Annotated in this window: 21 protein-coding genes and 1 tRNA gene; 14 read left to right on the top strand and 8 right to left on the bottom strand. The window is 71.9% G+C overall.

What is annotated here, in order from left to right:
* Window positions 1–103 precede the first annotated feature (103 nt).
* The gene (locus IW249_RS01315; RefSeq protein ID WP_196919130.1) at window positions 104–1,753 is read right to left on the bottom strand and encodes an alkaline phosphatase D family protein; all 1,650 of its coding nucleotides are present in this window, start codon (window positions 1,751–1,753) and stop codon (window positions 104–106) included.
* A gap of 368 nt (window positions 1,754–2,121) precedes the next feature.
* On the opposite strand from IW249_RS01315, the gene IW249_RS01310 reads away from it, so the two are divergent.
* From IW249_RS01310 to IW249_RS01280, 7 genes are all read left to right on the top strand, one after another.
* A complete protein-coding gene (locus tag IW249_RS01310; RefSeq protein ID WP_372432921.1) occupies window positions 2,122–2,601 on the top strand; it encodes a MarR family winged helix-turn-helix transcriptional regulator in 480 nt (159 codons plus the stop codon).
* Window positions 2,602–2,652: 51 nt separating this feature from the next.
* Window positions 2,653–5,184, top strand: a complete 2,532-nt coding sequence (locus IW249_RS01305) for a thiamine pyrophosphate-dependent enzyme (RefSeq protein ID WP_196919129.1) — start codon at window positions 2,653–2,655, stop codon at window positions 5,182–5,184.
* Between the two features lie 112 nt (window positions 5,185–5,296).
* Window positions 5,297–5,734 carry a DUF3052 domain-containing protein gene (locus IW249_RS01300; protein ID WP_196919128.1) on the top strand — a complete coding sequence of 146 codons (438 nt, stop codon included), beginning with the start codon at window positions 5,297–5,299 and terminating at the stop codon, window positions 5,732–5,734.
* Between the two features lie 89 nt (window positions 5,735–5,823).
* Complete coding sequence (locus IW249_RS01295) at window positions 5,824–6,288, top strand: peroxiredoxin (protein ID WP_196919126.1); 465 nt, start codon at window positions 5,824–5,826, stop codon at window positions 6,286–6,288.
* A gap of 76 nt (window positions 6,289–6,364) precedes the next feature.
* A tRNA-Val gene (locus IW249_RS01290) sits at window positions 6,365–6,436 on the top strand.
* Between the two features lie 381 nt (window positions 6,437–6,817).
* Window positions 6,818–7,390 (top strand): RNA polymerase sigma factor, encoded by a 573-nt coding sequence (locus tag IW249_RS01285; protein WP_196919124.1) that lies wholly within the window; start codon window positions 6,818–6,820, stop codon window positions 7,388–7,390.
* A gap of 110 nt (window positions 7,391–7,500) precedes the next feature.
* Complete coding sequence (locus IW249_RS01280; protein WP_196919123.1) at window positions 7,501–8,532, top strand: hypothetical protein; 1,032 nt, start codon at window positions 7,501–7,503, stop codon at window positions 8,530–8,532.
* A gap of 224 nt (window positions 8,533–8,756) precedes the next feature.
* Here the strand turns inward: IW249_RS01280 and IW249_RS01275 are convergent, their stop codons facing one another.
* The gene (locus tag IW249_RS01275) at window positions 8,757–9,341 is read right to left on the bottom strand and encodes a TetR/AcrR family transcriptional regulator (RefSeq protein ID WP_196919121.1); all 585 of its coding nucleotides are present in this window, start codon (window positions 9,339–9,341) and stop codon (window positions 8,757–8,759) included.
* An 83-nt stretch (window positions 9,342–9,424) separates the two neighbouring features.
* Between IW249_RS01275 and IW249_RS01270 the strand changes: the two genes are divergently transcribed.
* From IW249_RS01270 to IW249_RS01260, 3 genes are all read left to right on the top strand, one after another.
* A complete protein-coding gene (locus IW249_RS01270; RefSeq protein WP_196919120.1) occupies window positions 9,425–9,892 on the top strand; it encodes a nuclear transport factor 2 family protein in 468 nt (155 codons plus the stop codon).
* Window positions 9,889–10,092, top strand: coding sequence for a heavy-metal-associated domain-containing protein (locus IW249_RS01265; protein WP_196919118.1), 204 nt, complete (start codon window positions 9,889–9,891; stop codon window positions 10,090–10,092). The genes IW249_RS01270 and IW249_RS01265 overlap by 4 nt, the downstream gene beginning before the upstream one ends.
* A gap of 115 nt (window positions 10,093–10,207) precedes the next feature.
* The gene (locus IW249_RS01260; protein WP_196919117.1) at window positions 10,208–10,762 is read left to right on the top strand and encodes a hypothetical protein; all 555 of its coding nucleotides are present in this window, start codon (window positions 10,208–10,210) and stop codon (window positions 10,760–10,762) included.
* On the opposite strand, the gene IW249_RS01255 is transcribed toward IW249_RS01260, so the two are convergent.
* The 3 genes from IW249_RS01255 to IW249_RS01245 form a co-directional block, all read right to left on the bottom strand.
* Window positions 10,756–12,132, bottom strand: coding sequence for a hypothetical protein (locus IW249_RS01255; RefSeq protein ID WP_196919115.1), 1,377 nt, complete (start codon window positions 12,130–12,132; stop codon window positions 10,756–10,758). The two genes, IW249_RS01260 and IW249_RS01255, sit on opposite strands and share 7 nt — an antisense overlap.
* On the bottom strand, window positions 12,129–12,632 hold the full coding sequence (locus IW249_RS01250; protein WP_196919114.1) for a SigE family RNA polymerase sigma factor: 504 nt from the start codon (window positions 12,630–12,632) through the stop codon (window positions 12,129–12,131). The genes IW249_RS01255 and IW249_RS01250 overlap by 4 nt, the downstream gene beginning before the upstream one ends.
* Before the next feature lie 93 nt (window positions 12,633–12,725).
* Window positions 12,726–13,469, bottom strand: coding sequence for an SDR family NAD(P)-dependent oxidoreductase (locus IW249_RS01245; RefSeq protein WP_196919112.1), 744 nt, complete (start codon window positions 13,467–13,469; stop codon window positions 12,726–12,728).
* A gap of 236 nt (window positions 13,470–13,705) precedes the next feature.
* Between IW249_RS01245 and IW249_RS01240 the strand changes: the two genes are divergently transcribed.
* Entirely contained in the window at window positions 13,706–14,335 is a 630-nt protein-coding gene (locus IW249_RS01240) for an HAD-IA family hydrolase (protein ID WP_196919110.1), read from the top strand.
* Window positions 14,336–14,477: 142 nt separating this feature from the next.
* Here the strand turns inward: IW249_RS01240 and IW249_RS01235 are convergent, their stop codons facing one another.
* Window positions 14,478–15,659 (bottom strand): glycosyltransferase, encoded by a 1,182-nt coding sequence (locus IW249_RS01235; protein WP_196919108.1) that lies wholly within the window; start codon window positions 15,657–15,659, stop codon window positions 14,478–14,480.
* A gap of 121 nt (window positions 15,660–15,780) precedes the next feature.
* Here IW249_RS01235 and IW249_RS01230 point away from each other — a divergent pair, with 121 nt between their 5' ends.
* Both IW249_RS01230 and IW249_RS01225 read left to right on the top strand, forming a co-directional pair.
* The gene (locus IW249_RS01230; protein WP_307788486.1) at window positions 15,781–16,260 is read left to right on the top strand and encodes a GNAT family N-acetyltransferase; all 480 of its coding nucleotides are present in this window, start codon (window positions 15,781–15,783) and stop codon (window positions 16,258–16,260) included.
* Between the two features lie 99 nt (window positions 16,261–16,359).
* Window positions 16,360–17,502 (top strand): polysaccharide pyruvyl transferase family protein, encoded by a 1,143-nt coding sequence (locus IW249_RS01225; RefSeq protein ID WP_196919106.1) that lies wholly within the window; start codon window positions 16,360–16,362, stop codon window positions 17,500–17,502.
* A 10-nt stretch (window positions 17,503–17,512) separates the two neighbouring features.
* Here the strand turns inward: IW249_RS01225 and IW249_RS01220 are convergent, their stop codons facing one another.
* On the bottom strand, window positions 17,513–17,719 hold the full coding sequence (locus IW249_RS01220) for a DUF8847 domain-containing protein (protein WP_196919104.1): 207 nt from the start codon (window positions 17,717–17,719) through the stop codon (window positions 17,513–17,515).
* A gap of 83 nt (window positions 17,720–17,802) precedes the next feature.
* Between IW249_RS01220 and IW249_RS01215 the strand changes: the two genes are divergently transcribed.
* Window positions 17,803–18,321, top strand: coding sequence for a DinB family protein (locus IW249_RS01215; RefSeq protein WP_196919102.1), 519 nt, complete (start codon window positions 17,803–17,805; stop codon window positions 18,319–18,321).
* 28 nt (window positions 18,322–18,349) lie between these two features.
* Here the strand turns inward: IW249_RS01215 and IW249_RS01210 are convergent, their stop codons facing one another.
* Entirely contained in the window at window positions 18,350–19,222 is an 873-nt protein-coding gene (locus IW249_RS01210) for a carbohydrate kinase family protein (protein WP_196919100.1), read from the bottom strand.
* Window positions 19,223–19,347: the final 125 nt, after the last annotated feature.

The raw sequence follows: 19,347 nt of genomic DNA, 5'->3' as shown, positions 1-19,347 counted from the left end.
CCTATGCCTCAAGATCCGCACAACTTCCCCGAAACTGCTGCCTCAGCCCGTGGCGAGGCAACAAGTTCCCTCATGTTGCGCGGATCTTGAGGCGTCGGGCGGGTTACGGGCGAACTGTCTCCTGCTGGACGGTCTGCTGGCCAGGGTCCGTGGATGGCGTGGCAGTGCGGGCCGCTGACGGGAGCGGGTTGTCCGCCGTCTGGTGCAGGCCGGGCACGCGGTCCTCGATCACGAACGAGGCCCGTGTGTACGCGGGCGCGTCCGGCCGAGTGACGTACGGCAGCACGTCGAAGTCGGCCGTGAGCTGCCCCGGAGTGATCGTCGTGCGGACGTACCCCCGCAGGTTGTTCTGGAAGCGCAGGTGCGGGTTGAACGCGAACCACGGGTGCGAGCCGGAGACCGAGTCCGCGCCGTCGCCGGTCGAGGTGATCGACGAGCAGACCAGCTCGGTGCCGACCGTGCGTGAGGTCGGGTCGGAGTAATCCAGCTTGAGGTCGCTGGCCCAGTGGGCGTGCACGTCGCCGGTCAGCACCACCGGGTTGCGTACCCCGGCGCCGAGCCAGCCCCGGGTGATCCGGTCCCGGGAGGCGACGTAGCCGTCCCAGGCGTCCATGCTGGTAACGGTGAGCGGGCCCGCGTTGTTGTCCCGCTGGGCGAAGAAGACCTGCTGGCCCAGGATGTCCCACCGGGCGTCCGACCGGCGGAAGCCGTCCAGCAGCCACGCCTCCTGCTCCGCACCGGTGATGGAACGGGCCGGGTCCGACGCCGCCGCGCAGTCCCGGTAGCCGTCGCCGCAGGCCTGGTCGTCGCGGTACTGCCGGGTGTCGAGCATGTGGAACGTGGCCAGCCGCCCCCAGCGCACCCGCCGGTAGAGCTGCATGTCGATGCCCCGGGGGATCGAGGTGCGTCGTAGCGGCATGTTCTCGTAGTACGCCTGGAACGCCGCCGCCCGACGCGTGGGAAACTCGGGGTCCGGCGCCTCGGGCACCTCGTCGGCCCAGTTGTTCTCCACCTCGTGGTCGTCGAACACCACCACCCAGGGCGCCACCGCGTGCGCGGCCTGCAGGTCGGTGTCGGTCTTGTACTGGGCGTGCCGCTGCCGGTAGTTGGCCAGCGTCCGCGTCTCCGGTCCCTCATGGTCACGCGGGTTGCCACCCGGGATGTTGTACGTGTCCGGGGCGTATTCGTACTGGTAGTCGCCCAGGTGCAGGATCAGCTCCGGCTCGGTCTCGGCGAGGCGGCGGTAGGCGGTGAAGTAGCCGTGCTCGTACTGGGAGCAGGACGCGAAGCCCATCGCCAGGGCGGCCGGCATGCTCGACGGCGAGGGAGCGGTGCGAGTGCGCCCGATCGGCGAGAGGTGTCGCTCGGCGCGGAACCGGTAGAAGTATTCGCGCCCGGGCAGCAGGCCGGCCAGCTCCACGTGCACGCTGTGCGCCGAGCGGGTGCGGGCGACCGAAACCCCACGGCGCACCACGTGCCGGAACCGCTCGTCAGCGGCCAGCTCCCAGTGGACCGGTATGTCGCGGTCCGGCATGCCGCCGAGGCCGTCCTCGGCCAGTGGTTGCGGGGCCAGGCGGGTCCACAGCACGAACCCGTCGTGGTCGGGATCGCCGGAGGCCACACCGAGGGTGAACGGATAGGACAGCGGCCGGTGGGCCGCCGCCGCGCCGGCCGGCACCGGCAGCCCGGTGACCGCGCCCGCGGCGCCGAGTGCGGCGCCGGACAGCAGGATGGTACGTCGGGACAGTGACACGAAATCCTCCCCAGAATCCGATCTCTCGTGACCAGGGCGTGTTTCAGAAGGGCGGTCGAGCCGAGGGGGAGTCCAGGCGGCGGTCCGGCAAGGCGCGGTTTTGTTCGGATACCGGTGTTGTATCCGGACGAAACCGCAACGCCGCCGGTCGTCGCCTGGGCCCGCCGCAGGCCGGCTAATTCTTCTGAAACACGCCCTAGGGGAGCCTCGCGAGCGTTGGTGGCCGGGAGGTGACGACGAGGGCCCCGGCCCGTCGCCGGCAGTCGAACACCGATGATCGCGGTCGATCCGTCAGTGCCGGGCTTCAGTCCTCGCCGAGGAGTTTGATCGATGACCCGGCGGCGAGATGGCGTGCGTACGATGTGGCGGTGGCGCAGCAGGTCGTTCCCGCAACAGGTGAGCCGGTGGATCGGGCCGGTCTCGCCGCCGACGTGGTGCGGCGGATGGCGCACGTCACCGACGCTCTGCGACACCGGCAGGGCTCCGCGTTCGCCGAGTTGGGGCTCACCCCGGCGGCGGCCCGGGCGCTGCGGGAGTTGGACCCGGACCACCCGCTGCCGGCCCGTGATCTCGCCGGTCAGCTGGGTTGCGACCGGTCGAACGTGACGGTGCTGGTCGACAAGCTGGAGCAGGCCGGGCTGGTCGAGCGCCGCACCGACCCGACGGACCGGCGGCAGAAGACGCTGCTGGTGACCGGGGAGGGCCGGGTCGTGCGGGCCCGGGTGATCGAGGTAATGTCCGACTCCCGACTCCTGTCCGGGATGAGCGACGAGGAGCTTGGCACCCTTCGTGACCTGGTCTGGAAGGTGTCCGACGACGGCTGTCCGGAGTCCTGCGGGTCGGAGTGAGCGCACCCCCGCCGGCCGTGTCCCACTGGGCGAGCAGGGCTTCCGTCGGTAATGCTGTCCGACGTGACCACCCCGCAAGATCTCGACGACCGGTTCCGGGAGACGCTGGCGGCGCTGCCTGCCGCCGAGCGGCGGCGTGACCCCGCCGACCCGGTCACCGACGACGCCCCACTGACCGGCGCGCAGGTGCTGGACCTGTTCGACGCGCAGGTGACCAGCCGGCAGCTCGACCTGGCCGGCCGCTGGTTGCGCAGCTTCGGGGAGGGTTTCTACACGATCGGCTCGGCCGGGCACGAGGGCAACGCCGCGGTCGCCGCCGCGCTGCGTCCCACCGATCCGGCGCTGCTGCACTACCGCTCGGGCGCCTTCTACTGCCTCCGCACCTCCCAGGCCGCCGCTGACCCAGCGTTGGCCGCCGACCGAGCCCTGGCCGCTGACCCGTCGCGGGCCGCTGACCCGTCGCGGACCGTCGACTCCGGGCCGCCCGCCGGCCCCGAGTCGACAGTCGACGGGGGGCCGAACCCTGGCCCCGAGTCGACCGCCGATCGGGAGCTGTCCGAATCGGAGTCGCCCGGGACCGAACCGACCGTGGCCGCCAACGGGTTCGCGGCGTACGCCGACGCGGCCCGGGACGTGCTGCGCGGGATGGTCGCGTCCAGCCTTGAGCCGATCGCCGGGGGCCGGCACAAGGTGTTCGGCCGGGCCGACCTGGCCATCGTGCCGACCACCTCCACCATCGCCTCGCACCTGCCCCGCGCGGTCGGGATGGGACTGGCCGTGGAGCGGCTGCGCCGGCTGGACAGCGCCGGTCGGCGTACCGGCGCCGGGGTGCGGGTGGGCAGCGGCGCGGGCGCCGCGCACGCCCCCTGGCCACCGGACGCGATTGTGGTCTGCTCCTTCGGTGACGCCTCGGTCAACCACGCCAGCGCCACCGCCGCCTTCAACACCGCCGGGTGGTACGACCACGCCGGGCTGCGGATTCCGGTGCTCTTCGTCTGCGAGGACAACGGGCTGGGCATCAGCGTCCGCTCGCCGGAGGGCTGGGTCGAGGCGACCCTGCGGGCCAAGCCGGGCATCCGCTACTTCAGCGCCGACGGGGCCGACCCGGTGCGGACGTACGAGGTGGCGGCGGAGGCCGCGGCCTGGGTACGCCGCAACCGGCGGCCGGCCGTGCTGCACCTGCGCACCGTACGGCTGATGGGGCACGCCGGCGCGGACGCGGAGTCGGCGTACCGGAGCCCCGCCGAGCTGGCCGAGGACCTGGACCGGGACCCGGTGGCCGCCACCGCGCGGCTGCTGGTCGACGCCGGCGTGGCGACCGGCGAGGAGCTGCTGGCCCGGTACGACGAGACCGGCTGGCAGGTACGCCGGCTGGCCGAGGAGGTGCTGGGCGAGCCGAAGCTGGCCTCCGCGGCCGACGTGGTGTCGACGCTGGCACCCCGCCGTCCGGTGCGGGTGGCGCGGGCGGTGGCCGACGCCGCGGCGCGGGCCAGCGGACCGGGGGCGGGCGCCCGGGCCGAGGCGTTCGGCGGCAAGCCGCCGGAGCTGGCCGGGCCGATGACGCTGGCGCAGAGCATCAACGCCGCGCTCGCCGACGGGATGCTCGACCACCCGCAGATGGCGATCTTCGGGGAGGACGTGGCCGCGAAGGGCGGCGTGTACGGGGTGACGAAGGGGCTGCGCGACCGGTTCGGGGCGGCCCGGGTCTTCGACACCCTGCTCGACGAGACGTCGGTGCTCGGGCTGGGCCTGGGTGCCGGGCTGGCCGGGATGCTGCCGGTGCCGGAGATCCAGTACCTGGCGTACCTGCACAACGCCGAGGACCAGCTGCGCGGTGAGGCGGCCACGATGCGGTTCTTCTCGCAGGGGGCGTTCCGCAACCCGATGGTGGTGCGGGTGGCGGGCCTGGCGTACCAGGAGGGGTTCGGCGGGCACTTCCACAACGACAACTCGGTGGCCGTACTCCGGGATGTGCCCGGTCTGGTGATCGCGGTGCCGGCACGGCCGGACGATGCCGCGCCCATGCTGCGGACCTGTCTGGCGAGCGCGGCGGTGGACGGCAGTGTCTGCGTGTTCCTGGAACCGATCGCGCTCTACCACACCCGCGACCTGTACGCGGAAGGTGACGGAGAGTGGCTGGCCGGCTATCCGGAGCCGGGTGGGTGGGTGGCCGGGCACGTGCCGATCGGGCGGGCCCGGGTCTACCGGGTGGGCTCGGCGGACGACCTCACCATCATCACTTTCGGTAACGGGGTACGGATGTCGCTGCGGGCCGCGGCCGTCCTCGCCGAGGAGGGGGTGGGCACCCGCGTGGTGGATCTGCGCTGGCTCGCCCCGCTGCCGGTGGCCGACATCATCAGGGAGTCCTCGGCGACCGGCCGGGTGCTGGTGGTGGACGAGACGCGCCGCTCCGGCGGGGTGGGCGAGGGGGTGATCGCCGCGCTGGTCGACGCCGGATATGTCGGTGCCGCGCGTCGAGTGGCGGGAGTTGACTCGTTTGTACCATTAGGTCCGGCAGCACGTCACGTACTGGTCTCCGCGGAAGCCATTACCGACGGTGCCCGTACGCTGCTGGCACGGTAAATTCCGTTCCACCCGGTGCGCCACTTGCGCGCAGACCAACAACTGTGTGGACTTTGCCTGACGGCGTCGCAGCGACGCCGCGAGCAGGGACGAGATGAGGAGGCACGCGACAGTGAGCGCGACCGCTGGTCAGGCCGCCGACGGGGTACGCAGCCTGGCGGACCGGTTCGGAATCGAACCGGGGATGGTCGTCATGGAGATGGGGTACGACGACGACGTCGACCAGAATCTCCGAGACGCCCTGACCGACCGCTGTGGAGATCTGGTCGACGAGGACACCGACGAGGTGGTCGACGCGGTGCTGGTCTGGTACCGGGACGGCGACGGTGACCTCTTCGAGCTGCTCGTCGATGCCCTCGGCCCGCTGGCCGACAACGGCGTCGTGTGGCTGCTCACCCCGAAGGCAGGGCGCGAGGGGCACGTCGAGCCGAGCGAGGTCGCGGAGTCCGCGCCCACCGCCGGCCTTCAGCAGACCTCGACCGTCAACGCCGGCCGGGACTGGAGCGGCGCACGCCTGGTGCTGCGCCGAGGGGCCAAGGCCAAGAAGTAGCCGCCGCCGCTCTCGCTCGCCCGACGGTCCGCCCACCGCCGGGTAGCCGGCTGGTGCCGTTCACCCGACTCGACGCGAGGAGAGTTCGCATGCCCATCGAGGTTGGTGCCGAGGCACCGGACTTCGTGCTCAAGGACCAGAACAACCAGGAAGTCCGACTCTCGGACTTCCGGGGCAGGCGCAGCGTCCTGCTGGTCTTCTACCCGCTCGCCTTCACCGGCACCTGCCAGGGCGAGCTGGGCGAGGTGCGGGACAACCTCGGCGAGTACGTGAACGACGACGTCCAGGTGCTGACCATCAGCGTCGACTCGGCCTACAGCCACAAGATCTGGGCCGACCGTGAGGGCTACCAGTTCCCGATGCTGGCCGACTTCTGGCCGCACGGCGCCGTCGCCCAGGCGTACGGGGTCTTCAACGACGTGGCCGGCTTCGCCAACCGGGGCACCTTCGTCATCGACAGGACCGGCGTGGTCCGCTTCGCCGAGATGAACGGCCCGGGCGAGGCCCGCGACCAGCAGGGCTGGCGCAAGGCCATCGCTGAAGCGACCAGCTGACCGGGGTACGCCGTGCGCCCGGGTCGGTGGCGGGCAGGTAAGCTTGCCAGCCACCGGCCCGCCACACGGGCGATCCGGGCGCGTAGCTCAGTGGGAGAGCACCCGCCTTACAAGCGGGGGGTCGCAGGTTCGAAACCTGCCGCGCCCACACTCCGACCAGTAAGCGAAGAGGGCCACCGGATCACCGGTGGCCCTCTTCGTCTCAGTTGTCGTCTCAGTCGGCCTTCCAGAGCAGCCCGGCGACCTGTGCAGCCATGCCCTCGACCTGGACACCCCATGAAACTGAACGCCGTCCCCGCCGCTGCGCTGCCAAGGCATTTGACCAGTTCCCGAGCGGTTCGGAGCACATCAGGGCAGTCCTTTCGGGCGTCAACGCGACGCGGGGCGGGGCGACCTGAGATCGACTCGACGGCCAGTCCGCGGAGCAGGTGCGGCGACAGCGCCGCTCGCCCTCGGACCTCGGCGCCTGAACACTTTCTCGCCTGATCGGCAATGACAGGTTGAAGCGCCGACTTTGCCGAGGAGGGCCATGGCTTCGGATGCGGATTTGATAGGCCGGTCGCTGGATGGCGATGTCGACGCCTTCGTGGAGGTGGTCGAGCGTCATGAGGTCGCCGTCGGTTCTTACCTCGTTCGCCGGGCGGGGCGGGATGCGGCTGAGGACCTCCTGGGCGAGGTGTGGGTTGCGGCGTTCGAGTCGCGGCGGTTGTACGACCGGTCGTACAACGATGCGCGGCCGTGGCTGTACGGGGTGGCATTGAATCGCTTGCGGCGCTACTGGCGGTCCCGGCCGGCCGAGGACCTGGTCGCGGACGTACCGGACGTGGCTACTGAATGGGATCCGTGGTCGGCGGTGGACCTCGGCGTGGACGCCCGGGCGGTGCTCCGGTCGGCCCTGACGCGGCTCAAACCCGAAGAGCGGGAGGTCCTGAGGCTCGTCGCCTGGGAGGACCTGACCGCAGCCGACGCCGCGCGGGCACTCGGCATACCGGCCGGCACCGCGCGGCGGCTGCTGAGCCAGGCCAGGACGGCATTGCGCGACGCGCCGGGAGTGTCCGCGCTTCTGAAGGACCGCAACAGCGCGAAGGAGAGACACCGATGACAGACGAGCTCGATCTGGTCGGTGCGTTGGGCAGCGCAGAACCACTTCGCCCGGAGGCGTATCAGCGGGCGCGGGCGGTGCTGCGGGCGGCTATGGCCGACCCCGGAACCGTGCGGCTGCTGGGCGCGATATCAGCGGAGGACACGACTATGGAGGCGACTTCAACCATGGAAACGACGACAACCACGCGGGACCACGAATCCAGCCCGGCGATTCAGCGCCGCCGCCGGATCGGTATCGCGGGCCGACTGGGCATCGGCGCCGGGGTGGGGGTTGCCGCCGCGGCGGCAGTCGTCGCTGTGGTGCTCAACTCGCCGGCGACCGGGGGCTTGGAGGCCGGCAAGGATTCGTCGGCCGCCACCTCGGCTTCGACCACCGTCGACGGGTCCGCCGAGCGCGCACCGCTGATGACCCTGGCCGGCTCCATCACGACGATCACCCCGTCGGCGGGCGACGCGTGGCTGGTGAAGGCGACGCAGGTCCACGGCACCAAGACCATGCAGGTCGTCTACACGCTGTACACCGACGGTCACGCGATCTATACGGGCAACAGCGTGCAGGACATCAAGCGTGCGATCGCCCGTAACCAGGATCAGATGACGGACGGCGGGTACGCTCCGCTCCTCAAGGCAGCCGTCGCCGCGGCGGACATCAGCCCGGCCGACGGCCGGACCCAGATGCTCAAGGCGGCCAAGGATCCGCTGGTGGGCCTCGACCCCGCAGCGCAGAAGGCGGTGTGGGACAAGCAGCAGGCCGCCGCCCAGGTGATTATCAAGCAGAAGGGCGGCAACGCCGAGCCGAAGCCGTACAGCCCCCAGGCCGTTCAGCGGCACCTCGACAACGCCCTGTGGACGTTCAGCACCCAAGCGCTGTCCGCTGGCGACGGCAACACGCAGGTCCGGGCCGGTGTGTTGCGTCTGCTGTCCACCATCTCCGCGGTCAGCGTCAAGAACTCGACCACCCACGGCAAGGCCACGCTGACGATCACCGCTGGCCCCGAGGTGTTCGGCGGCGGGGTCAGCGAGGTGCTGACCATCGACGCCAAGACCGGCATGCTGGTCAAGGACGTCTCCACCGTGCCGGGCCTCCCCCAGTCCTCCACGACGTACGAATCCTCCCGCGTGACGAAGGCCGACCTGTAGGCCGGGAACTCCCACCCGCCAGCATTCCGGCAGACGGGCGTAACGCGCCCGGCGTTCGATAACGGTGCGGGCCGCCCAGAGGCGGCCCGCACCGTCCTTTTGGTTGTTCGCGCGGCCGAGGGTTGTGTGCACCTGGCAGAAGGCTGCTCACCATCCGGCTGGAGGGTCACCGTAGGAGGCGACCACCTCGGCCTCCGCCCGTTGGTCGGCCACCTCGCACACGATTATTCGGGGCGCAGCAGCCTGGCCAGGACGGTACGCAGCGCGTCGGCGGCCTCGCTCCGGGGCATCCGGCCGGCGTCGACTTCCTCGCCCGCGGCGTGGCCGATCTTGATAGTGATCGCGGCCAGCCAGGCGGCCGGGAGTCCTTTGTCGAACTCGCCGCTCGCCTGACCGCGCTGGATCACTCGGTTGATCCGGGCGGCGACCGGCGCGTGGCGTTCTTCGTCGACGTGCGGGCTTACCGGAATTGACGCGATCTGCTGGATGAGGGCCGGGTAGCGCCCGGCGGTCTGGGCGCCGGCCTCGAGGACGCGGATCAGCGCGTCCATAGCGGATCCGTTGTCTGGCTCGGCGGCGTCCATCGCGGCGACGGCCTCGTCGGTGATCCGTCGGACGACGGCTGCCATCAGGTGCTCGCGGGACGGGAAGTGGGCGTAGACAGTCTGCCGGGTCACCCCGGCGGCGCCGGCGATGGCGTCGAGGCTCGCGTCGGGTTGCGCGTCGAGCAGTCGGACCGCCGCGTCGAGGATCGTGCTGTTGTTGCGGCGGGCGTCGGCGCGTCGGTTGCGGTCTGCTGAGCCACTCATCTCTTACACCTTGCCAAAGTTCTCGGAGGTCGATATTTTACAAGCCGTAAAGGTTTGCCGAATCCCGAGCTGACGGTGGTGACATGGGCGTTTTCGCCGACATCGACCCGAAGGAGTTCATCGCCAACTTCTTCACCTCCTTCATGGGCGAGCTGGTTCACGGCGACGAGGATCCGGCAGTGGTCGTCGACCGGTACCACACGCCCGACATTGTGCAGGTCGCCGACGGCAACCTGATGGACCGCGCCAAGCTCATCGCGCACACCCGCCCGGCGCGGAAGCACCAGACCGACGCCCGGTGGGAGGTGCACGAGGCGATAGCGGACGGGGACCGGATCGCTGCCCGCTACACGCTGCATTTCCAGACCTCCAAGCGCGAGGGCAGTGTGGACGTCCACTTCTTCGGGCAGTTCGCGGTCGACGGGCGGATGCGCCGGGCGCACATGCTCACCCGCTCGGTCCCGGTAAAGGCCAACGGTGTCACCCCAGCCGAGGTCAGCTCGGAGCCCTCGCCACCGGAGGCGCCCGACCGAAGGCAGTCGCCGGCATGACCGTGAGCAGCTACCGGGTGATCGGGATGGCTTGCGGACACTGCGCAGGCTTCGTCACCGAGGAGATCGAACGGATTCCCGGTGTCACCGCCGTGGCGGTGGACGTCGAACGCGACACCGCCACGGTGACGAGCGATCGACCTCTCGACATCGCCGAGGTACGTGCCGCAGTCGAGGAAGCCGGCTACGAACTGCCCTGACGTCCGGCGGTACCGCAACTCCAGCCACCCCGGCGCATGCGATCCCCGGCAGCTCAGCAGTTAGGTTCTGGGTTGTGAAGACGACGTTCACGTCGGCCACCGCCATGATGGGCGGGTGCAGGACACCGTCGCAGTCGCGCTGATCACCTCACTGTCCACCCTGGCCGCCGCCGCCCTGACCGGGCTGGTCGGAGCGCTCAGCACCCGTCGGCAACTGGCCCACCAGCTCACCGTGGCCCGACAGGAGAGTGTCGAGCGCCGGGCGACGCGTCGGGGCGAGCTGCGGCGGGACGCGTACGTCGGGTTCCTGAGCGCCTGCGACCAGGCGTACCGGCAGTTGGACCGGCGGTGGCTCGACGTCGGCGGGGGTGAGCCGGTGCCCGGCTACGACGAGGCGTACGCGGCGATGCGCGCCGTGGACGAGGCGTACAACCTGGTGTTGCTGGAGGGCCCGGCGGAGGTCGCCGAGGCTGGCCGGGCCGTGTTGACCAGCCTCACCACTGAGTACGCCGACCAGCGGCGGTTCGGCGACGAGCCGGGCGACGGGAGCGCGCCACTGCGGGACCGGCACCGGGAGCGCTGGCTCGCGGCGATCGAGGTACGGACGAAGCGCCGGATCTCGTTCGTCGACGCCGTACGCCCGGTGCTGGATCCCGACGCCGCTCAGTAGCCGGTGGCCGGCGTGCGGCGGCCGTCGAGCCACCGTCGGGTCCGTCTGCGGGTGCCGTAGAGGACGGCCCCGGCGACGAGCACCGTCACCAGCCCCGTCCAGAGCCAGAACCGCCCGCCCACCCCGCCCGGTGGTTCTGCGTCGCGGACCCGTCCGCCGCGGATCACCTGATCGGCGATGTCGACGGCGTTCACCTGGGCGGGCGCGGTCAGCACGGTCCGTGGCGCGGTGGCACCGGGCGTGAGCGCCAACACCCGTACGCTGCTCACCTGCTCGGCCGTCGCGGGCGGCCCGGTCTGCTCCTCCAGTGGACGCTCGGGCGCGTCAGGGTCCTGCTGGTAGGCGGCCACCAGCGCGGAACCGTCCGGTGCCCAGCCGAGCAACCGGACGGAGACCGCCCCGGTCACCGCGGGCAGCCGTAGTGCCTTGCCGTCGCGCCCGGTGCGGGGGTCGACCTGGCGCAGGGTCCACTCGCCGGTGTCCGCCCGACGGGTGGCCAGCGTCAGCGTGGCACCGTCGGGGCTCCACGCACCCTTGCCGGCCAGCCAGGATTCGTCGGGCAGGGGGAACGAGGAGAGTTCCCGACCCTGCGCGTCGGCCACCGTGACAGTGCGGCCGTACTGGTAGGCGAGTCGGCCCGGGGCGGCGGCGACTGTCGACCCGAAGCGCGCCTCCTGCGCGCCGGACGCCAACGCCGTCCAGCGCCCACCGTCCAGGGGGACGATGCTCAGCACCGACGTGTAGGTGGCACCGTCGAAGGCGACGGGCACCTCGTCCCGGACGACCAGCGACGAGCCGTCGGCGGACCAGCCGACCGGCGTGCTCGCCACCGTGTCGGTGACGCTGGACCTGAGGTGCCGGGTCCGGCCGGTGCCCAGGTCGACGACGTCGACGCCGGGCTCGTCCTCTTCGCCGTCGGGTCGAGCGACGTGCTGGCCGTCGGGGGAGAGGTGCACCGTCTCGCCGGCCGCCGCCTCCCCACCCACACGCATGATCCGATAGTTGTCGGAGTCCGCGCCGACCAGCCCGACGATGCTCGTGTTGTTCCACCCGCGCAGGCGTGGCGCGGGGCCGGTGAAGACAACTGAGGCGGACCCGAGCCGGGGACGGTCGGTGACGTACAGCGTGCCGATCGGCGGCAGGCCGAGCCGGTCGGGCAGCGCGGCGTCCGCGGCGGCCGGGTCGAGGGCAGGTGTACGGGTCAGCGGCACCGTCACCCCGGCCAGCGCGAGCAGCACCACCGCCCCGGCGGCAGCGGCCAACCGGCGGCGGCGGGAACGACGGGCGGTGGCGAGAGCGCGCTCGTACACCGGGTAGGTGGGCACGTCCTCGGCGGTGGACCGCAGCGCCTCGCGGAGTCGGACGGTCATCGGGTGCTCCTCTCCGCGGTGTCCTGCACCAACTCCGGAGCGACGGCTCGTAGCCGGCGCAGGCCGTCGTGGCCGTGTCGCTTCACGGCACCGACCGAGCAGCCCAGCACCTCGGCGACCTGGGCCTCCGTCAGGTCCTCGTAGTAGCGCAGCACGATCACCGCCCGCTGCCGGGGGCTGAGCTGACGCAGCGCCGCGTTCAGGGTCAGCCGCAGTGTGGTGGCCTCGCTGTGATCCACGTCGGCCCGCTCGGTGGGCGTCGGCTCCAGCCGCTCGACCAGTCGACGGCGTCGCCACCAGGAGATCTGCTGGTGGTACATGGCGCGCCGCACGTACGCCTCCGGGTTGCCGTCGCGGACACGCCGCCAGTGCCGGTAGGTCCGGGCGAGGGCTGTCTGCACCAGATCCTCGGCGAGCTGGTGGTCACCGGTGAGCAGGTACGCGGTCCGGCACAACGCCGGCGAACGATGCACCACGAACTCGTGGAACGACTCGACCATGCCCACCCCCTCGCACAGGAGAAACGCCTCCCGTCCAGGAGATGGTTGAGGCCGGGCGGCGCCGGATGTGCGCGACGACGCCGCCCGGGTTCCTCAGCTGGTGAAGCCGCCGTCCACGTTCACCACCGCACCGGTCACGTAGCCGGCCTCGGGGCTGGCCAGGTGCGCGACAGTGGCGGCGATGTCGGCGGGGCGAGCGTACCGGCCGACGGCGGTGAATCCGCTGATCGCCGCCGCGTTCGGTCCGTCCGCCGGGTTGGCGTCGGTGTCCGTCGGCCCGGGGTTGACCAGGTTGACGGTGATGGCCCGTGGGCCCAGTTCACGGGCCAGGCCCCGGGTCAGCCCGACCAGAGCGGTCTTGCTCATCGCGTAGAGCGTCAACCCGGGAAAGACCGCCCGTTCACCGACGTTGCTGCCGATGCTGATGATCCGTCCACCGTCGCCAAGGTGCCGCAGTGCCGCCCGCGCGGCGACGTACGGTGCCCGGACGTTGACCGCGATCGTCTGCTCCACCTCTGCCGAGCCGAGCTCGTCCAGGGCGCCGACCAGGAACACCGCGGCATTGTTCACCAGGATGTCCAACCGACCCAGTTCGGCGGCCGTCCGGTCGACAGCGCCCTCCACGGCGACCGGGTCGGCGCCGTCCGCCTGGATCGCCAGCGCTCTGCGGCCCAGCGCCTCGATCTGCTTCACCACCATCGCGGCCCGCTCGGCGTCCTGCCGGTAGGTCAGCGCCACGTCGGCCCCGTCCTGTGCCAGGCGCAGGGCGATGCCGGCCCCGATGCCTCGGGAACCCCCGGTCACCAGGGCGACCTTGTCGTTGAGTGTCGTCGTCATGCAAACGATCATGTGGCCGAGCCGACCTCCTGTCTGGCGGTCATCGGACGCCTCGCTCCGACCGCCAGGTCCGATACCCGCGATCCTCGACGGCTTGCAACCCGGCGGGCGCCCACGGTCTTCGCAACTTCACGGATCCTGCTGCCTCGGCGGCCGGGCAGGCGGCAGGATCACCGAAGTTGCGCGGATCTTGCGAGGTGGGGGAGGGTGGGGCGGGGGATTCGGGGAGCGTGGTCGTGGAACTGGTAGGCATTGTCGCGGTGCTGTTCGACATGGATGGCACCCTTGTCGACTCCGACGCCGCCGTCGAGCGGGCCTGGGAACGGTGGGCCGCCGAGTACGCCGTCGACCCGGCGGCGGCGCTGGCGATCGCGCACGGCAGCCCCGCCGACCGGACCATCCGTCGGCTGCTGCCCGCGCTGGACGAGGCGGCGATCGCCGCTGCGGCGGCCCGGCAGTTGGCGTTGCAGTACGACGACCTGTCCGACGTGACTGCCACCCCCGGAGCGCACGAACTGCTGGACGCGTTGGCCCGGTTGGGTTTGCCCTGGGCGGTGGTGACCAGCGCCGACAGGCGGCTCGCCGAGGCCCGGCTCGGCGCCGCCGGCATCAAGGCGCCGGTGCTCGTCACGGTGGAGGACGTCAGCGTCGGCAAGCCGGACCCGGAGGGCTATCTGCGGGGCGCGGCGCTGCTGGGCGTACCCGTGGGGCGGTGCCTGGTCGTCGAGGACGCCGAGGTCGGCCTGCGGGCCGGGCGGGCGGCCGGGGCGATGACCGCCGCACTGAAGGGCCTCGACGGCGACCTGCGCCTGCCCGACCTGGCCCAACTGGCCCGCCAGTTGGAGTCCACGCCGACGGCACCCTGACCACTGTCAACCAGTGCGCCGTTGAGTCAGCGGCGGCGACCATCACCGCGGTTGCTCACCCGCAGGACCCGGTCGGCCATCGGCGGACGCTACCACCGCCGCATCGATGAACGCCACGACGGCCGCTGTGCCCGACGCCGGTTTACGGCGGCAGCGACGCGTACAGCTTGACCAGCTCCGCCAGGTAGTGCTCGGCGGACCAGCCCGTCGCCGCCGCCCGGCCGTCCCGGATCACGCCCGCGCGTAGCTCCCGCCCGGTCAGCAGCCGGGTGAGCAGCGCCCCGAACGCCACCGGGGTGGGCTCGGTGACCGGCCTGGTGGTGCCGGTGCCGGGCCGTTCGGCCAGCCGGGTGTCCACCATGGCCACCGGTAGTCCGTACGCCTCGGCCTCGGCGAGCACCAGACCCTGCGTGTCGGTGGTGGAGGCGAACGCCAGCACGTCCGCCGCCCGGTAGTGGGCGCCGACCCGGTGGCGTGGCACCGGTCGAAGCAGGTGCAGCGCGTCGCTGACGCCGTACCGGCGTGCCATCCGGCGGATCGCGAGCCGGTGCCGCCGGGCACCGAGCAGCACCAGCCGGGCGGCCGGCAACTCGCGGCGGACCTGGGCGAACGCGGCCAGCAGCAGATCCGGGTTCTTCTCCGGTGTGGCCCGGCCCACCGACAGCAGTACCGGCGCGTCCGCCGGGATGCCCAGCCGGGCCCGCAGTCGCCGCCGGTCGTCGGCGTCGGGATGCGGCGCGGCGGCCGGGGTCGGCAGGACCACGATCGGGGTACGCCCCGCCATCGCCGCCATCATCGTCGCGGTCTTCGCCGAAGGGGCGATCAGGACAGTGGTGTGGGCCAGCAGGGTTCGCCCGAGCGCCACCAGTCGGGCCTGTCGACCCGGCCCGGGGTGGGCGAGCGCCCACAGGTCCCGGGCCCGCCAACGCAGGCCCAGCCGCAGCCCGGCGTACGCGGCCCCGATCGGGATCTCCGGGTAGTGCGCGGCGTACGCGACGAGGTCGGTGTGCCAGGTCAGCACGGTCGGTACGCCCCGGGTGGCGGCCCAGCGCAGGCCGGCGACGCCGAGCGGACCGGTGGTGTGCACGTGCACCACGTCGGCCGGTGCGTGGGGTGGCCGGGGCAGCGCCAGCCGGTACGGCCGGGTCGGCACCGACAGCGAGGGCACCTCGCCCGGTTGGCGGCGATGCCGGGACAGTGGGCCGGGGCAGTACAGCACGACCCGGTACCCGGCGGCGCGCAGCAGCGCCACTGTGGTGCCGACCGAGGTGGCCACCCCCTCCGGGTTGGTGAGGTGGCTGTCGCTGACGTGGGCGATCCGCACTGTGCCATCGTGGCCGGGCCGCGCACCCCCGCCCACCCGTCCGCCCCGGGCGGGGAAACGGTTGGCGTGGCCGGGCGTGTTCTGCTGCACTACCCGCTGGCGACGACGAGGGGGAGACGCGGTGGAGTTGACGTTGACGCCGATGACGGCCCAGGAGCTGGACCGCCTGCTGGGGTCACTGGAGCAGGGGTACGCCGAGGACCTGGTGGCGCACCGGGGGATGACCCCGGAGGCGGCCCTGGAACGGTCGGTCAGCAAGATTCGGGAGTCGCTGCCGGCGGGCGCGGCCACCGACGGGGCGCTGCTGCGGGTGGGCCGGATCGGTGACACCGAGGTCGGCTGGATCTGGGTGACAGTGCCGACGGCCGCTGCCCCGGAACAGGCGTGGATCCACAACATCGAGGTGCACGAGGAACACCGGGGACACGGGTACGCGCGGCGGATGATCCAGCTCATCGAGGCCGAACTCACCCAGCTCGGCGTGCCCGAGCTGGGGCTGAACGTCTTCGGTACGAACGCCGTGGCGATCGGCCTCTACCGCAGTCTGGGCTTCGAGGTCACCTCGCAGCAGATGGCGAAGCGCCTCACCCCGGCGAGCTGAACCGGTCGGCGCCGACCCCGGGGGACGGGTCCCTTCGGCAGGACTGTTCACCTGCCCAGCGGGAAACCGGCGCGGACCGCACCTGGGGAGGAGCGACGGATGACGCACGGCGCCGGACTGACCATCGGTGTGCTGGGCTCGTACGGTGGGCGAAACCTCGGCGACGAGGCGATCCTCACCGGCCTGCTCACCGATCTGCGTACACAGGAACCGAACGCCCGGATCATCGTCTTCTCCCGGAACCCGGAGCACACCCGAGCCGCCCACCCGGATGTCGAAGCGGTGCCCTGGGAGGGCGTGAGCCGTACCGACTCGGCCCTGGTCCTGGCCCAGCTCGACCTGCTCATCCTGGGCGGCGGTGGCATCCTCTACGACCGGGAGGCCCGCCGCTACCTGCGGGTGGTCCGGGTCGCCCAGGAGCGGGGCCTGCCCCTGATCACGTACGCGGTGGGGGTCGGGCCGCTCAGCGACGGGGTGGACACCGGCATGGTCCGGGAGACGCTCTCCAGCGCGATCCAGGTGACCGTCCGGGACCAGGAGTCCCGGATGGTGCTGGAGGAGGCCGGCCTGCTGAACCCCATCACCGTCACCGCGGACCCGGCGTTCCTCCTGCAACCCGAGGAGTTCCCGGCCCACCTGCTGGCCGAGGAGGGTGTGCCGGTCGGCAAGCGGTTGGTCGGGATCAGCGTGCGGGAGCCGGGCCGCGCCGCCGAACGCCTCGACGTGGACGGTTACCACCGGCTGCTGGCCCAGATCGGTGACTTCCTGGTGCACCGGATCGACGCGTACGTGCTGTTCGTGCCGATGGAGCGCGACGACATTCGACATGCCCACGGGGTGCTGTCGCACATGGTCGCCGCCGAGCGGGGTCGAATCCTGCACGGCACCTACTCTCCGCAGCAGGTGCTGGGGTTGATGCGCCACTTCGACCTGGCCGTCGGCATGCGCCTGCACTTCCTGATCTTCGCGGCGATGGTCGGTACGCCGTTCCTGCCCCTGCCGTACGCCGGCAAGGTCTTCGACCTTGCCCAACGGCTCGGTGTGCCGGCGCTACGCGGCGTGGAACGCGAGGTCGAGGGGCCGCTGCTGGCCGAGGTCGACCGACTGTGGGACGAGCGGGAGCAACGCGCCGAGGCCACCGCACGGCGGGTGGCTGAGGTGTGCGATCAGGCGCGGGGCACCTCGGAGGTCACCCGCGGCGTGTTGGAGAGCCTGCGCAGCCAGTCCTTCACCCGGGTCTGAGCGGGGCGGGTCACACCGCCGGGCCGGTCCACCGGTAGCGCCACTCGCGGGCCTCCTCGCGGGCGGTCTCCAACTCGTAGATCTGCGCGTCGGCCAGCCCACCGGAGCCGAGGTGGTGGTGGGTCAGCGGCGGACGGCCGTTGCTGTCCAGTTCGACGGTGATGGTCTCCCCGTCCGCCGTGCCGCCGACGAGAAGGATCTGCACGGATGAAGCCATGCGCCCATCCTGCCCGGCGTGACGCCTGCCCGCAGCGGATAGCGGGGCAGCGGGGGATCCCGGCCCGTGACTAGGGTCGGTGGATGGAGCAGACGATCGATCCCACGCTCGGTCCGGTGCTCGCCCGCACCGGCGACGAGCGCGCCGTCCTGACCTCGTTCCTCGACTTCCACCGGGCCGTGCTGCTGCGCAAACTGCGCGGTCTCTCCGACGCCGACGCCCGCCGCCGGCTGGTGCCCTCGGCGACCACGCTCGTCGGGCTGGTCAAGCACCTGACCCTGGTCGAGCGGAACTGGTTCCCGACCCTGCTTGCCCCCGAGCCCGGCGACGTCTACCTGACCTCGGAGGAGGACGCCGTCGCCAGCTTCACGCTCGACGAGCAGGAGACCATCGTCGGGCTCACCGAGGCGTACGAGCGGGCCTGCGCCCGTTCCCGGGAGGTCGCCGCGAGCGTCGACCTCGACCACGTGGTGCCGCACCCGCAGCTCGGCGAGGTGTCGGTGCGCTGGATCCTGGTGCACATGATCGAGGAGACGGCCCGGCACGCGGGCCACGCCGACATCCTGCGCGAGCTGACCGACGGCGAGTGCGGCGCACTCTGAACCCGGGGTGGGCGCAGGCCGTCGGCGGTCAACCGGTGGGCAACAGGCCCGGCGGGTACTCCATCCCGTCATGCGTGCAGGCCGCAGCGGCAACCCGCGCCGCATACCGGGCGGCACGCGGCAGTGGCTCGCCGCGCAACCGGGCGGCGATCAGGCCGGCCGCGAAGGCGTCGCCGGCCCCGTTGCTGTCCACCACCGGCTTTTCCGGGGCGGCGGGCGGCACGGGCACCGCCGTTCCGTCGCCCGGGTACAGTTCGGCGCCGTCCGCGCCGCGGGTCACCACCACCGTCCGGGGCGCCAGCGTGCCGGCGAGCGACGCGGCCCGGTCGCCCAACCGCACCGTGCTCAGCAGCACCAGGTCGGCGACCTCGGCGAACGGCCGATGGTAGGTGTTCTCGCCGTCCCAGTCGTGCAGGTCGGTGGAGAGGGCCACGCCCGCCGGAGCGGCGGCCCGCACGGCGGGCAGCAACGGCACCACCCAATCCATGATCGAAAGGTGTACGTGCCGGGCGTCGCGGACCAGCGCGGCCAGCTCGGTGGCGGGAAACGGTGGAACGCCCTGCCATGGGCGCGGGTCGTACAACGACGTGCGCCGCCCGCCCGGGTCCACCAGGTTCACCGATCGGCGGGTGCCGCCCCGGTGCTCGGCCAGCAGCGCCGGCACCTCGGCCCGGGTCAACGCCGCCCGGACCAGCTCACCGGCCGGGTCCGCACCGAGGGTGTCGACAACCAGTACGCGCAGGCCGAGCGCCCGGGCGGCCAGCGCCACCCCGGCCCCGGTGTTGCCGATCCGCAGCTCGATCGGCTCGACGGTGTGGGAATCGGCAGCCGGCAGCGGCAGCGCGGGCACCCGCACCCGCACGTCCACCCCGAGCCCGCCAAGAACCAGCAGATCGATCACGAAGCCGACGCTAGCCCGTTACCGCTCGCACCTCCAGCGCCCCGCGATCTTGCGGTTTCTGTTGCGACAAAAGGCGCATCGTTCGCAGAACGCCAACACGAACTGCAAGATCGCGCAGGTGGGGG

It is taken from the genome of Micromonospora vinacea (assembly GCF_015751785.1).
GTDB classification, from domain to species: domain Bacteria; phylum Actinomycetota; class Actinomycetes; order Mycobacteriales; family Micromonosporaceae; genus Micromonospora; species Micromonospora vinacea.
Note: the sequence above shows the minus strand (reverse complement) of the source record. Positions and strands in the feature narration are given on the sequence as shown.

Excerpts from the sequence above, each read along its gene's own strand:
- IW249_RS01305 (WP_196919129.1), top strand. The coding sequence starts at position 2,653 with ATGCTGTCCGACGTGACCACCCCGCAAGATCTCGACGACCGGTTCCGG.
- IW249_RS01295 (WP_196919126.1), top strand. The coding sequence starts at position 5,824 with ATGCCCATCGAGGTTGGTGCCGAGGCACCGGACTTCGTGCTCAAGGAC.
- IW249_RS01285 (WP_196919124.1), top strand. The coding sequence starts at position 6,818 with ATGGCTTCGGATGCGGATTTGATAGGCCGGTCGCTGGATGGCGATGTC.
- IW249_RS01275 (WP_196919121.1), bottom strand. The coding sequence starts at position 9,341 with ATGAGTGGCTCAGCAGACCGCAACCGACGCGCCGACGCCCGCCGCAAC.
- IW249_RS01270 (WP_196919120.1), top strand. The coding sequence starts at position 9,425 with ATGGGCGTTTTCGCCGACATCGACCCGAAGGAGTTCATCGCCAACTTC.
- IW249_RS01265 (WP_196919118.1), top strand. The coding sequence starts at position 9,889 with ATGACCGTGAGCAGCTACCGGGTGATCGGGATGGCTTGCGGACACTGC.
- IW249_RS01255 (WP_196919115.1), bottom strand. The coding sequence starts at position 12,132 with ATGACCGTCCGACTCCGCGAGGCGCTGCGGTCCACCGCCGAGGACGTG.
- IW249_RS01250 (WP_196919114.1), bottom strand. The coding sequence starts at position 12,632 with ATGGTCGAGTCGTTCCACGAGTTCGTGGTGCATCGTTCGCCGGCGTTG.
- IW249_RS01245 (WP_196919112.1), bottom strand. The coding sequence starts at position 13,469 with ATGACGACGACACTCAACGACAAGGTCGCCCTGGTGACCGGGGGTTCC.
- IW249_RS01225 (WP_196919106.1), top strand. The coding sequence starts at position 16,360 with ATGACGCACGGCGCCGGACTGACCATCGGTGTGCTGGGCTCGTACGGT.
- IW249_RS01220 (WP_196919104.1), bottom strand. The coding sequence starts at position 17,719 with ATGGCTTCATCCGTGCAGATCCTTCTCGTCGGCGGCACGGCGGACGGG.
- IW249_RS01215 (WP_196919102.1), top strand. The coding sequence starts at position 17,803 with ATGGAGCAGACGATCGATCCCACGCTCGGTCCGGTGCTCGCCCGCACC.